Here is an 11,685-nt window from a genome sequence, read left to right as displayed (position 1 = left end):
GCGATGGGTTGCGCGGCGGTGTAGCACGAGAGCCATGCAGGGCAAGAAGAGCGCGGATATCCTCACACCGGCAATCGTCGCATGACCGCCGGCTGGATCGGGACCGGCAAGGTCAGGGCGCGCGAGGATGGCGATGCGGTCGAGATCGTCATCGACGGCCTGACGACCCAGGCCAAATATTACAAGCCGCTGGTCTATGAGTTCATGCGCAAGGAATGGCGCGGAGCCAGACCATCATGGGGCGACCATGTCGTAGAAATCCGCATGGAGCATGTCGGCGAACCGCCCTGGATGGACCTCGACAATCTGGCCAAGGCCTTGCTCGACTCCATCAAGGGCTATCTGTTCCACGACGACGCTCAGGTCGCGCGGCTGCTGGTCGAAAGACGCGAAGGCGAAAGAGAGCGGATCCTGATCCGCTCCTATCCACGCAAGGACTGACGGCGGCTATTTCTTGCGGAACTGGTCCAGCGAAACGACCTTGGGGCCGTCCGAAATCGGCGGCATGTCCTGGGGCGGGGTCGGCTCGTCTTCGACCTCGTCCAGAAGCTGCGGGTCTTCGAACTGCAGCAGGAATTGGACGCTGGGATCGTAGAAGCGCGTGATCGCGGAATAGGGGATGACCAGGCTCTTGGGCATGCCGCCGAAGCGCAGCTTGACCGAGAAACGCTCAGGCTCCACGCGCAGATCGTCGTACTGGTGCTGCAGAACGACCGTCATATCTTCCGGATATTTCGCCAGAATGTCGGGGGCCACGCTGACGCCAACGGCGCGCGTCTTGAAGGTGATGTAGAAGTGGTGGGCGCCCGGCAGGCCCTCGGCCAGCACGCGTTCCAGCGCGGCGCGCATGACGCCGCGCAGGGCTTCCTGCGCCAGCTGTTCGTACCGCATCTCATCGACCGGAGGGGCCTGGTCGCTCATCGTCACCTCACATCAGAGCGCGACTGATAGCGGCGCAGGGCCGTAGGCGAAAGGTGTCATGAAGGTAAAGCGCCGGGATTCTGGCGCCAGGCTCCCGATCATCTTTTGGAAAGTGCCGGGGGTTCTGTTGCCAGGCCCCCCGACGGGCCCCGCCCAGGGATCTGAACCCCTAGGACTTAAGATTCGAAATCACTCGAACCGCATTACGCGGCGAGAGCGACTTCTCCAGCGAAGTTATCGTTCGCAGTTAGAAAATGGCCCGATACGGTGGGCCAGGACGAGCGAAAGCAATCCTCTTTACACGTCCGTCGATGCTAGTCGGCCCCATGCTGCCTCCGCCGATAACGCGGGGAGAAAGTTGGTGGAGCCGCCGGGAATCGCACCCGGGTCCGGTCCGCTTATTACAAGCGCGTTTATCGCTATAGTCCGGCCGAAACCGAACCAAACGAATATAGGCGCAGCCGTGAGGCATTCCAAGCGCCGGATTGCGATCAGGCGCGGTGCCAGTCGGGCGTCTGGTTTCGAAACCACGTCAACTGACGTTTGGCGTAGTTGCGGGTGGCTTGTTTCAGCGCGGCGATCGCGTCGTCGCGGCCCAGATCGCCGGACAGGTAGGCGGCCAGTTCTCTGACTCCGACCGCCTTCATGGCGGGCAGGGCGGAGCTTAAGCCGCGGTCCACTAAGGCTTGGACTTCGCCTGTGGCCCCCTGATCGATCATCAGGTCCACGCGCTGGTCGCAGTTTGCGTAGAGTTGCTGACGCTCGGGCTCCCTGACCCATCCGGTCCATGAACCCGGCGCCAACAAGGGCTGAGTGTCGGCCTTCCAGGCGCTTAACGCGCGGCCGCTGGCGATGAAAACGCTCATGGCTCGAACCAGTCGCTGTCGGTCTCCCTGTTCGATGGCCTGCGCCGCCTCAAGATCGATCTGGGCCAGGCGCCGGCGAAAAGCTGACTCGCCGAGCGCCGTGTAGTCGGCATCCATCTGATCGCGCACCCCGCTCGGCACCGCGGGAATATCGGCCAAGCCTCGCGTCAGACTGGTGAAGTAGAGGCCGGTCCCCCCCACCAGAATGGCCGGCCGGTCTTGACCGCGGAGGTTGTCTAGCAACGCCATTACCGCGCGGCTCCAGCGTCCGACGGACCAGGCGTCCGCCGCGTCTGCGACGCCATAAAGTCGATGATCGGCCTGAGCTTCATCCTCCGCCGAGGGGCGGGCCGTCAGGATACGCAGGTCGGCGTAGAGCTGCTGGCTGTCGGCATTGATGATCACCGCGCCCGTTTCGCGCGCCATCTTCAGCGCCAGCGCCGACTTGCCCGAGGCGGTGGGGCCAGCGATCAGGGTGATTGAGGGTGGTCGGGACAAATCGTGGCTCGCGGGACGGGTTCGAGGGCGATAGAACGCGCGCATCATCGCCTGCAAGTCTTCTGGAGACCGCCTTGGTCGAACGCACCGCCGTCATCGCCGCCCTCGACGCCGTCATCGATCCGGTTTCCGGCCAGGGGTTGGTCGCCGCCGGTCTGGTTCAGGGTCTGGTCGTGGCCGAGGATCGCGCGGGGTTTGCCATGGAAGTCGATCGCAGCCAGGCCGCCGCCTACGCCCCGGTCCGTGACGCGGCGGAGGCTGTGCTGAAGGCCATTCCCGGCATGGCGCGCGTTTCGGTCATTCTAACCGCCGAGACCAAGCCGGTTGCTGCGCCGCGCACGGCGAGCCTGTCAAAGGCGGCGGTCGATCAGGGCCGCGCCAAGGCTACGGTCCCGACCGATCGTCCGGCCCATGTCCGCCGTGTCCTGGCCGTTGCCAGCGGCAAGGGCGGGGTGGGCAAGTCCACCGTCGCCGTAAACTTGGCCGCTGCGCTTTCGGCGCGCGAGCTTTCGGTCGGCATTCTTGACGCCGACGTGTATGGGCCGTCGCTGCCGACCATGCTGGGCATCAGCGGTCAGCCCGCCTACGAGGACGGCGCCATCGTGCCGCACGTCGCTCACGGGCTGAAGGCCATGTCGGTCGGCCTGCTGACCAAGATGGACGACGCCATGATCTGGCGCGGACCGATGGCGTCGCAGGCCATCACGCAGATGCTGACCCAGACGCGTTGGGGGACGTCTGATGCGCCGCTGGACGTGTTGGTGGTCGATCTGCCGCCGGGCACGGGCGACGTCCAGCTGACCCTGATCCAGAAGACGCCGCTGGATGGGGCGGTGATCGTTTCGACGCCGCAGGAAGTCGCTCTGGCCGATGCGCGGCGCGCCCACACCTTATTCCAACGCGTCAATGTCCCAATTTTTGGCCTGATCGAGAACATGAGTGGGCCAGTCTTCGGTGAAGGCGGGGGGAAGGCCGAGGCCGAGCGCCTATCCATCCCCTTCTTGGGCGCCTTGCCGCTGGACGCCGCCTTACGAGAGGGCGGCGATGCCGGACGACCGCTTGTCGTAACCGATCCTCAGGGCAATATCGCCGCCAGTTTCGCCGAAATAGCCGCGCACGTCTCTGCGGCGCTCGGGATTTAGAAAAAGCCGAGGCAGGGGGTTTTCAAACGCAACCCTGTTCGCCACCTTGGATGCTACAGATATCCAAGGAGTTCCGATGAGCCTCGACGCCCTGTTCAGCCCCTTCACGATCAAGGGGCTGACCCTGCCAAACCGCATCGTCATGGCGCCCATGACGCGGTCCTTCTCGCCGAATGGCATCCCGACCTCCGACGTCGCTGCCTATTACCGCCGCCGCGCCGAGGGCGGGGTGGGACTGATCGTGACCGAAGGGACGGTCGTCGAGCGTCCGGCGGCGCGCAACGACGCCAACGTTCCGGTCTTCCACGGCGAAGCGCTGCCGGAATGGAAGTCCGTGGTGGAAGAGGTTCATGCCGCCGGCGGTCTGATCGCGCCGCAGATCTGGCACGTGGGCTCGGCGAGGGGACGCGGCGACGACTGGGCGCCGCTGGGCAAGGTCGACAGCCCGTCGGGCATGACCATGCCGGGCAAGACCAAGCTGGAGCCGATGACGGAGGAAGATGTCGCCGACACGATCGCCGCTTTCGGCCGGTCGGCCCGCGCGGCTCGAGACCTCGGCTTCGACGCCGTCGAAATCCACGGCGCCCATGGCTATTTGATCGACCAGTTCTTCTGGGGCGGCCTAAATGCGCGCGAGGACCGCTGGGGCGGACCGACCATCGCCGACCGCGCCCGATTCGGCGCCGAGGTCGTGAAGGCGGTGCGTGAAGGCGTCGGCGACGACATCCCCGTCATTCTGCGCCTGTCGCAGTGGAAGCTGCAGGATTACACGGCCCGCATCGCCGAGACGCCGGAACAGATGGTCGAGTGGCTGACCCCGCTGTCGGACGCCGGCGTCGACGTCTTCCACTGCTCGCAGCGCCGCTTCTGGGAGCCGGAGTTCGAAGGCTCGGACCTGAATTTCGCCGGCTGGACCAAGAAGTTGATGGGCAAACCCACGATCACCGTCGGGTCCGTGGGCCTGGACGGCGAGTTCATCGCGGCCTTCGGCGGCGAAGGTTCAAAGCCCGCCTCGCTGGACGGTCTCCTGCGCCGTTTGGAGAACGAGGAGTTCGACCTAGTCGCCGTCGGCCGCGCGCTGCTGGCCGATCCTCAGTGGGTCGCCAAGATCCGCGACGGTCGCGAAGACGAGCTGCGCAACTTCGAGCGTTCGGACCTGATGACCTTGTCCTGATCGTGAGACATCGAGCCGGTTATGCCGGCTCGACGATCACGCCCGTGCCGTAGCATAGGACCTCGGTCACGCCCGGCATGATCTCCGTCGCGTCGTAGCGGACGGCCAGGATGGCGTTGGCGCCGTGGGCCTGGGCGTGTTTGACTAGTTCGTCATAGGCTTCCTGACGCCCGGCCTCAGCCAGCTTCACATAGGCGCCGACGCGGCCGCCCAGCATGGACTGGACCCCGCCGATGGCGTCGGAGATGGCGTTGCGAGAGCGCACCGTGACACCGCGCACCAGGCCGATGTGGCGAGTGACGCGAAAGCCGGGCAGGTCGTTGGTCGTGGTGACGTACATTTGTTTCTCCTAGCGGCGTTCCAGCACGCGGAAGATGAAGGCGTGATCGTCCTTCTCGCCCGCCGGATGCGATTCTGACGATACCTCGACCCAGGCGGTTTCGTCGAATGACGGAAAGACGGCGTCGCCTTCGGGCGAGGCCTCAACCTCGGTGATGTACAGGCGCCTGGCGCGGGGCAGGGACGCCTCGAACAGGGCGGTGCCGCCGATTAGGCAGATCTCATCGACGCCATCGTCCTCAGCTGTCTCGCGCCCGATCTCGATGGCCTCGTCCAGAGTGGCGCAGACCAGCGCGCCTTTGGACATGCCGTCGGTTTCGTAGGATTCGTCACGCGTCAGCACGATGTTCAGCCGACCGGGCAAGGGCTTGAGCGGCAGGCTCTCCCATGTCTTGCGGCCCATCAGGCAGGGCTTGCCCACAGTGATGGCCTTGAAGCGCTGCAGATCGCTACGCAGCCGCCAGGGCAAGTCGCCGTTTCGGCCGATGACGCCGTTGCGTCCACGCGCGACGACCAGGGCGATCAGAGGAACGGTCATGCTTTCGGCTCCAGCCACTTCAGCCATTTGCGCTGCATGGCCTGATCTAGGTTGATGCCTGCCCGCGCGCAGTAGATCAGCAGCATCCCCAGCACGTCCGCCGCCTCGTCACCCAGCGCCTGGCTGTCAGGCGCGCCTCGCGCGCGGCCCGTCAGACGCAGGTGCTCGGCGGTCAGTTCGCCCAGCTCTTCCTGAAGCTTCAGCAGCGCCCAGTCGCGGTCACGGTCGATGTCGTGTTCGGCGGCGTAGATGTCGGAGATGCGCAGGACGTCGGCCTGCAAGTCCTTGAGGTCCATCAGACGGCAACGGCTGCCTTGATGTGCGGCCAAGCCTCGTAACCCTCAAGCGTGAAGTCCGAGAGGTCGAAGGCGAACAGGTCGGTCTTGGGCGCGATCTGCATTACAGGCAGAGGCAGGGGCTCGCGGGTTAGCTGAAGCTCAGCCTGTTCGAGGTGGTTCAGATAAAGGTGGGCGTCGCCAAAGGTGTGGACGAAGTCGCCCGGCTCCAGCCCCACGACCTGGGCCAGCATCATCGTCAGCAGCGCGTAGGAGGCGATGTTGAACGGCACGCCCAGGAAGACGTCAGCGCTGCGCTGATACAGCTGGCAGCTCAGTTTTCCGTCGGCGACGAAGAACTGGAACAGGCAGTGGCAGGGCGGCAAGGCCATGTCGTCGACATCGGCCGGGTTCCAGGCGGTGACGATGTGGCGACGGCTGTTGGGATTGGTCTCCAGCCCATGAACCAGCTTCTCGATCTGGTCGATGACGCGCCCGTCGGGCGCAGTCCAGGACCGCCATTGCTTGCCGTAGACCGGACCCAACTCGCCCTCGGCGTCGGCCCATTCGTCCCAGATGCGGACGCCATTGTCCTTCAGATAGGCGATATTGGTCTCGCCACGCAGGAACCAGAGCAGTTCGATGATGATCGACCGCAGATGCAGCTTCTTGGTCGTCAGGACCGGAAAGCCCTTGGACAGATCGAACCGCATCTGACGACCGAAAACGCCAAGCGTTCCGGTGCCGGTGCGATCGTCGCGACGCACGCCATTGTCCAGAATGTCGCGCAGCAGGTTCAGATACTGCCGCTCTGGATGATCGGCAGGCGCCCCGGCGATGCGAGCCTGAAGTTCAGCGATGGCGACCTGAGCGTTCATGACGTCAGCTTCCACCCGAATCAGTCGTTCGCCAATGAGCCGTCGGTGGTCACAATCGGATCGTTGTGGATCGAATCAACCCCCGAAGCCGCCTTGGTCGAGGAAGGTCTGTTCTTCGGGCGTCGTGCGGCGGCCCAGGGCGGCGTTGCGGTGCGGGAAGCGGTCGAAGCGTACGATGATGTCGCGGTGCAGCTTGCCCCACTTCTCCAGTTCCTGATCGCCGGCGACCAAAGACATGTAGCGATCCTGGTCCTCGATCAGTTCGGAGTGTTCGAATGGCAGAAGCAGAAAATTCTTCAGCGCCGGTTCGACCTGAAGATGCAGGTCGCGCGCCACGGCCTGATTGGCGAACATCAGGGCCAGCGGGTCGGTGGCGAACTGATGCGCCGTGCCGCGAAAACTGTTTCGGGGATATTGGTCCAGCAGGATTAGCAGCGCCAAGGCGCCCTCGGCCGTGTCCATCCAGCCGTCCCGTTCGCGGCGCGCGGCGGCCCAATGCAGGGCGCGGCCTCGGTTACGGAAGTCGGCGTCGAACGCCTCGTCCTTGGCGAACCACTTTTCGGGCCCAGCCTCTTTCCAGAAGGCGACAACGTCGGATGGGGTTATGAAGGCGGTCATGACCCAGACCCTACCCAATCCGCTGCCTGTCTTCCACGACCGCGACTGCGACCTTTCGATCATTCGCGGCAAGCGCGTGGCCATGATCGGTTACGGCAGCCAGGGCCGCACCCATGCGCTGAACCTGCGCGACTCGGGCGTGACCGACATCGTGGTGGGTCTGAAGTCCGGCTCCAGGACGCGAGACCTGGCGCGCGCCGACGGGTTCGAGGTGATGACGGCCGCGCAGGCCGCGTCGGGTGCCGACGTGGTCGCCGTCATGACGTCAGACGAGGCGCACCGCGATCTGTGGTGCGACGAACTGGAGCCAAATGTGCGGCCGGGCGCGGCCTTGGTCTTCGCCCACGGCCTGTCGGTGCGGTTCGGTCTGGTCGAACCGCGCGCGGATCTGGACGTCATCCTGGTCTCGCCCAAGGGGATCGGGCCGCGCATCCGCGACCTGTACGAAGCCGGGGAGGGGGTCTTCTGCCTGTTTGGCGTGCAGCAGGACGCGACGGGCGACGCGCATGCCTTGGGCCTGTCCTATGCGGCGGCGCTGGGCTGCGGACGCAAGGGCATTCTGGAAACGACGATGCGCGACGAGTGCGAGAGCGACCTGTTCGGCGAACAGGTCGTACTGTGCGGCGGCATCGCCGAACTGATCGACGCGGCCTTCATGAAGCTGGTCAACGCCGGCTATCCACCCGAAGTGGCGTGGTTCGAATGTTTCTATGAAACCAAGCTGGTGACCGACCTGATGTACGAACGCGGCATCGCGGGCGCCTTCGCCAAGATTTCGAACACGGCGGAATACGGCGCCTATCTGACCGGGCCGAGGGTTATCGGAGACGAATCGCACCAGGCGATGGATCAGGTGCTGGCCGAGGTTCAGAGCGGGGCGTTCGTGCGGCGGCTGATGGCCGACTACGACGCGGGATCGCCCGATCTGACTGCACGCAGAAAGGCGCTGGGCTCAAGGACCATCGAGTCGGTTGGAGCGCATCTGAATGCGGTGGCGCGCCGGGCGATGGAGAGCGCGGCGAACGACGACTGACGCGGCTCTGGCAGCGGGCAAAGACCCGCTGTCGCATCGTCGATTTTTCTGAGGAGAAGATGGTCGGAGTGAGAGGATTCGAACCTCCGACCCCTGCGTCCCGAACGCAGTGCTCTACCAGGCTGAGCCACACTCCGACCGTGGGGGCTGGCCTGGCGGCGTCGCCCCGAAGTGAGGACGCGGCTTATAACCATGGGTTCGATGGGCCGCAAGCGCCCATTTTGACCCATCTTCACGGTAAGCGAAAATAGTCCTGAAAGAGGGTGTTGCATACCAAAACGGCTTGGCGTATCTGACCGCCTCCGCCGCACAGAGTGCTTCGGAAACGCCGGTCCTGCTGGGGAATGGTGTAATGGTAACACTACGGTTTTTGGTACCGTCATTCTAGGTTCGAGTCCTAGTTCCCCAGCCATCCGCCGACAAAGGTCGGCGCCGCCGAACCACTTCACAGCTCCAGCATTATCATCTGCGTCAGGGCTTCCGTTCGGATGCCCGGCTACCTAGCTTGACTGCAGACTGCTGCTGAGGAGAACGATGATGGTCACCGCCAAAGAAAAGCGCCTGGCGCCCCTGAAGACGCCGACGAGCCTGTCGGAGGAGGCGACCCAGAGCATTTCCGCCGCTCTGACTGGCCTGCTGGCCGATACGTTCGCTCTCTACATCAAGACAAAGAATTTCCACTGGCACGTCTCAGGCCCGCATTTCCGGGACTATCATTTGATGCTGGACGAGCAGTCGGCGGAAATCCTGGCCATGACTGATCCCATGGCCGAGCGGGCGCGCAAGATCGGCGGGACCACGCTGCGCTCCATCGGTCAGATCGCCAAGGAATCACGCATCGCCGACAATGACGCCGACTATGTCGACCCGCTGGATATGCTGGCCGAGCTTCGCGACGACAACGGTGAGCTGATCGGCCGAATGCGCGAGGTGCATGACCTATGCGACGAGCATAACGACGTGGCGACCGCCAGCCTGCTGGAGAACTGGATCGACGAGAGCGAAAAGCGCGTCTGGTTTCTGTTCGAATCGGGTCGCCGCGGAAACGGCTGAGGAACCGCAGCGCTTGCGCCGTCTTATGTATCGTCGATAGTCGATGACGGACGGCGCAGGAGGGGCGTGTGAAGCAGGGTTCGGTGATCTGCGGCTTGGCGATCTTGAGCGTGCTGGCGGCCTCGCCCGCTTCAGCCGATATGTCCAAGGCGTTCGGCAATACGATCGTGTCCCATTATCCGAATGGACAGTGGGTCAGGCACTATTTCGAGCCGGATGGACGCTACACCTCGCAGTTTTCGGACGGGCGACGTGTGGCGGCCCGCTGGTCGGCCGAGGGTGACAAGATTTGTTTGTCCGGCTTCAGCCCGCGTCAGATCCTGCCGCGCTTTTGCAGCCGGATGGTCGAGGCCGATGTCGGCGACACCTGGCGCGCCCGCGATCCTTTGGGACGCTCCATTCGCAACGAACTGGTTGCGGGGCGTCGCTGAGGCCTTGCCCTGAGCGGCGTCACCCTCTAGACGCGACCGCCTACCCGATGCGGATGTGGCGGAACTGGTAGACGCACTGGATTTAGGTTCCAGCGCCGAGAGGCGTGGAGGTTCGAGTCCTCTCATCCGCACCAAGACAAAAAAGGCCCCGGAGCGATTCGGGGCCTTTCTTTATTCTTGGCCGATCGGCCTTGCGGGCTACTTGAGGCTGGCATCTCAGGGCCTGCCGCCATGCGTGCGACAGGCCCCACAGTTTCGCTTTAGCCGATCGGCGGCACGGGCGGCGGCGGAACGTCGCGGTCCGTTTCGTGAACCTCGACCAGACCGCGACCCAGGTGGCTCTTGCGGTAGCCATACAGGAAGTAGATCACCAGGCCGATGCCACCCCAGATCGGCAGCACCATCTTGGCGTCGTGCGGCAGGTTCCAGAACAGGAAGGCGCAGCCAAACGCCGACAGGGGCGCGAACACCCAGATCAGCGGCGTACGGAACGGACGGCGGCGGTTCGGATCCTTGACCCGCAGCACTAGCACCGCGATCGACACCATGAAGAAGGCGAACAGGGTGCCCGAGTTCGAAATGTCGGCCAGCTGACCGACCGGGAAAAGGGCGCCGGCGATGGCGACCGCGATGCCGGTGGCGGCGGTCACGATATAGGGCGTCTTCCACTTGGGGTGGATCTTGGTCAGGCCTTCCGGCAGCAGACCGTCGCGCGCCATCACGAAGAAGATGCGGGTCTGACCGAAGATCATCATCAGGATGACCGACGGCAGCGCCAGCAGGGCGGCGGTGCCCAGGGCGTTGCCGATCTGGGGGTGACCGACGACGCGCAGAACGTGGGCCAGGGCCTCGTTGGAGCAGACCAGCATTTCGGCGTTGGAAGGCAGGGCGCAGGCGGCGACGAAGGCGGGCGAGCCCGGCTGAACAGCTTCACCGGCGGCGCCCAGAACCGGCTGAGCGCCGATGGCGCCGGCGGCGCCGAGCGCGACCAGCAGATAGAAGACCGTACAGATGGCCAAAGAGCCGATCAGGCCGATGGGCACGTTGCGCTGTGGGTTCTTGGTCTCTTCGGCCGCCGTCGAAACGGCGTCGAAGCCGACATAGGCGAAGAAGATCGAGGCCGCGGCGCCGACGATGCCCATCCCCGAGTATTGGCCGAAGAGGCCATTGGGAGCGAACGGCGACAGGTTAGCCGACTTAATGACAGGCAGGGTGATGACGATGAAGACCGTCAGGGCGACGACCTTGATAGCGACCAGGATTGCATTGACCCGGGCCGATTCCGTGGTGCCGACCATCAGCAGAGCCGTCACCAGCAGGGCCACGACGATGGCGGGGATGTTGACGATCCCGGCCGAGAAGTCAGGCGTGGGGATGAAGCCGTTCATCGACCAGGTCGGCCCGGCGGATAGGAGGTCGGGGAAATCGAATCCGAGCCCCTGTTCTATCAGCCCCAGCACATACCCCGACCAACCGACCGACACGGCCGAGGCGGCCACGGCGTATTCCAGAATCAGCGCCCAACCGACCGTCCAGGCCAGCAGTTCGCCCATGACGGCGTAGGTGTAGGTGTAGGCCGAGCCCGAAACCGGGGCCATCGACGCCAGTTCGGAGTAGCAGAGCGCTGCGACCGCGCAGACGGCGCCGGCGATGACGAAGCTGATCATCATGCCCGGTCCGGCCTTTTGGGCGGCCGAAGCGGTCAGGACGAAAATTCCGGTGCCGATGATGGCCCCGATCCCCAGAAGCGTTAGTTGAATAGGACCAAGCGACCGGTGAAGCGACTTCTTCTCGGCCGTGGCAAGGATCGCGTCGAGCGACTTAACGCGCCACATAAAATACCCCCACGTTTTGATGCAGCCCCTCGGCTGCTTGGGGCGGACGCTAGCGACGGATGAGGCGGCGCGCAACGCGCATGA

Annotated in this window: 14 protein-coding genes, 3 tRNA genes and 1 other RNA gene; 8 read left to right on the top strand and 10 right to left on the bottom strand. The window is 64.4% G+C overall.

The genetic code is table 11. From position 1 onward, the window contains the following. Positions 1-81: 81 nt before the first annotated feature. On the top strand, positions 82-441 hold the full coding sequence (locus tag GGC30_RS00900) for a RusA family crossover junction endodeoxyribonuclease (protein ID WP_066551435.1): 360 nt from the start codon (positions 82-84) through the stop codon (positions 439-441). A gap of 6 nt (positions 442-447) precedes the next feature. Here GGC30_RS00900 and GGC30_RS00895 read toward each other — a convergent pair whose 3' ends face one another. The 3 genes from GGC30_RS00895 to miaA form a co-directional block, all read right to left on the bottom strand. Further along, positions 448-921 carry an SspB family protein gene (locus GGC30_RS00895; RefSeq protein WP_153921929.1) on the bottom strand — a complete coding sequence of 158 codons (474 nt, stop codon included), beginning with the start codon at positions 919-921 and terminating at the stop codon, positions 448-450. A gap of 111 nt (positions 922-1,032) precedes the next feature. Continuing rightward, positions 1,033-1,402: a transfer-messenger RNA gene (gene ssrA / locus GGC30_RS00890) on the bottom strand. 10 nt (positions 1,403-1,412) lie between these two features. Next, on the bottom strand, positions 1,413-2,285 hold the full coding sequence (gene miaA / locus GGC30_RS00885) for a tRNA (adenosine(37)-N6)-dimethylallyltransferase MiaA (RefSeq protein WP_194943495.1): 873 nt from the start codon (positions 2,283-2,285) through the stop codon (positions 1,413-1,415). Between the two features lie 74 nt (positions 2,286-2,359). Here miaA and GGC30_RS00880 point away from each other — a divergent pair, with 74 nt between their 5' ends. Together GGC30_RS00880 and GGC30_RS00875 are read left to right on the top strand one after the other, a co-directional pair. Next, positions 2,360-3,427: an Mrp/NBP35 family ATP-binding protein gene (locus GGC30_RS00880; RefSeq protein WP_153921923.1), complete on the top strand. Its 1,068-nt coding sequence runs from the start codon at positions 2,360-2,362 to the stop codon at positions 3,425-3,427. Positions 3,428-3,503: 76 nt separating this feature from the next. Continuing rightward, complete coding sequence (locus GGC30_RS00875; RefSeq protein WP_153921920.1) at positions 3,504-4,601, top strand: NADH:flavin oxidoreductase; 1,098 nt, start codon at positions 3,504-3,506, stop codon at positions 4,599-4,601. A 19-nt stretch (positions 4,602-4,620) separates the two neighbouring features. Here GGC30_RS00875 and GGC30_RS00870 read toward each other — a convergent pair whose 3' ends face one another. The 5 genes from GGC30_RS00870 to GGC30_RS00850 form a co-directional block, all read right to left on the bottom strand. Beyond that, entirely contained in the window at positions 4,621-4,941 is a 321-nt protein-coding gene (locus tag GGC30_RS00870; protein WP_039243695.1) for a YbjQ family protein, read from the bottom strand. A 9-nt stretch (positions 4,942-4,950) separates the two neighbouring features. Beyond that, on the bottom strand, positions 4,951-5,478 hold the full coding sequence (locus GGC30_RS00865; RefSeq protein ID WP_153921917.1) for a dihydrofolate reductase: 528 nt from the start codon (positions 5,476-5,478) through the stop codon (positions 4,951-4,953). Further along, positions 5,475-5,774, bottom strand: coding sequence for a phosphoribosyl-ATP pyrophosphohydrolase (locus tag GGC30_RS00860; protein WP_153921913.1), 300 nt, complete (start codon positions 5,772-5,774; stop codon positions 5,475-5,477). The genes GGC30_RS00865 and GGC30_RS00860 overlap by 4 nt, the downstream gene beginning before the upstream one ends. Then, the gene (locus GGC30_RS00855) at positions 5,774-6,631 is read right to left on the bottom strand and encodes a thymidylate synthase (protein WP_153921909.1); all 858 of its coding nucleotides are present in this window, start codon (positions 6,629-6,631) and stop codon (positions 5,774-5,776) included. The genes GGC30_RS00860 and GGC30_RS00855 overlap by 1 nt, the downstream gene beginning before the upstream one ends. A 75-nt stretch (positions 6,632-6,706) precedes the next feature. Next, positions 6,707-7,249 (bottom strand): DUF924 family protein, encoded by a 543-nt coding sequence (locus tag GGC30_RS00850; protein ID WP_153921906.1) that lies wholly within the window; start codon positions 7,247-7,249, stop codon positions 6,707-6,709. Here GGC30_RS00850 and ilvC point away from each other — a divergent pair. Next, the gene (gene ilvC, locus GGC30_RS00845) at positions 7,248-8,282 is read left to right on the top strand and encodes a ketol-acid reductoisomerase (RefSeq protein WP_153921903.1); all 1,035 of its coding nucleotides are present in this window, start codon (positions 7,248-7,250) and stop codon (positions 8,280-8,282) included. The genes GGC30_RS00850 and ilvC overlap by 2 nt on opposite strands. 60 nt (positions 8,283-8,342) lie before the next feature. On the opposite strand, the gene GGC30_RS00840 is transcribed toward ilvC, so the two are convergent. Continuing rightward, positions 8,343-8,419: transfer RNA gene (locus GGC30_RS00840), tRNA-Pro, on the bottom strand. Positions 8,420-8,620: 201 nt separating this feature from the next. On the opposite strand from GGC30_RS00840, the gene GGC30_RS00835 reads away from it, so the two are divergent. The 4 genes from GGC30_RS00835 to GGC30_RS00820 all read left to right on the top strand — a co-directional run bounded on the left by GGC30_RS00835 (position 8,621) and on the right by GGC30_RS00820 (position 9,900). Next, positions 8,621-8,694, top strand: a tRNA-Gln gene (locus GGC30_RS00835). Between the two features lie 125 nt (positions 8,695-8,819). Then, positions 8,820-9,335, top strand: coding sequence for a Dps family protein (locus tag GGC30_RS00830; protein ID WP_045810805.1), 516 nt, complete (start codon positions 8,820-8,822; stop codon positions 9,333-9,335). Positions 9,336-9,403: 68 nt separating this feature from the next. Then, a complete protein-coding gene (locus tag GGC30_RS00825; RefSeq protein ID WP_370451809.1) occupies positions 9,404-9,766 on the top strand; it encodes a hypothetical protein in 363 nt (120 codons plus the stop codon). A gap of 49 nt (positions 9,767-9,815) precedes the next feature. Continuing rightward, positions 9,816-9,900: transfer RNA gene (locus tag GGC30_RS00820), tRNA-Leu, on the top strand. Between the two features lie 126 nt (positions 9,901-10,026). On the opposite strand, the gene GGC30_RS00815 is transcribed toward GGC30_RS00820, so the two are convergent. Next, complete coding sequence (locus GGC30_RS00815) at positions 10,027-11,601, bottom strand: amino acid permease (RefSeq protein ID WP_153921900.1); 1,575 nt, start codon at positions 11,599-11,601, stop codon at positions 10,027-10,029. Between the last annotated feature and the right edge of the window lie 84 nt (positions 11,602-11,685).

The organism is Brevundimonas sp. SPF441 (assembly GCF_009661015.1).
In the GTDB taxonomy this organism is placed as follows: domain Bacteria; phylum Pseudomonadota; class Alphaproteobacteria; order Caulobacterales; family Caulobacteraceae; genus Brevundimonas; species Brevundimonas vesicularis.
Note: the sequence above shows the minus strand (reverse complement) of the source record. Positions and strands in the feature narration are given on the sequence as shown.

Bases quoted from the DNA above. Each gene is read 5' to 3' on its own strand.
- GGC30_RS00900 (WP_066551435.1), top strand. From the start codon at position 82: ATGACCGCCGGCTGGATCGGGACCGGCAAGGTCAGGGCGCGCGAGGAT.
- GGC30_RS00895 (WP_153921929.1), bottom strand. From the start codon at position 921: ATGAGCGACCAGGCCCCTCCGGTCGATGAGATGCGGTACGAACAGCTG.
- GGC30_RS00875 (WP_153921920.1), top strand. From the start codon at position 3,504: ATGAGCCTCGACGCCCTGTTCAGCCCCTTCACGATCAAGGGGCTGACC.
- GGC30_RS00870 (WP_039243695.1), bottom strand. From the start codon at position 4,941: ATGTACGTCACCACGACCAACGACCTGCCCGGCTTTCGCGTCACTCGC.
- GGC30_RS00865 (WP_153921917.1), bottom strand. From the start codon at position 5,478: ATGACCGTTCCTCTGATCGCCCTGGTCGTCGCGCGTGGACGCAACGGC.
- GGC30_RS00860 (WP_153921913.1), bottom strand. From the start codon at position 5,774: ATGGACCTCAAGGACTTGCAGGCCGACGTCCTGCGCATCTCCGACATC.
- GGC30_RS00855 (WP_153921909.1), bottom strand. From the start codon at position 6,631: ATGAACGCTCAGGTCGCCATCGCTGAACTTCAGGCTCGCATCGCCGGG.
- ilvC (WP_153921903.1), top strand. From the start codon at position 7,248: ATGACCCAGACCCTACCCAATCCGCTGCCTGTCTTCCACGACCGCGAC.
- GGC30_RS00850 (WP_153921906.1), bottom strand. From the start codon at position 7,249: ATGACCGCCTTCATAACCCCATCCGACGTTGTCGCCTTCTGGAAAGAG.
- GGC30_RS00830 (WP_045810805.1), top strand. From the start codon at position 8,820: ATGGTCACCGCCAAAGAAAAGCGCCTGGCGCCCCTGAAGACGCCGACG.
- GGC30_RS00815 (WP_153921900.1), bottom strand. From the start codon at position 11,601: ATGTGGCGCGTTAAGTCGCTCGACGCGATCCTTGCCACGGCCGAGAAG.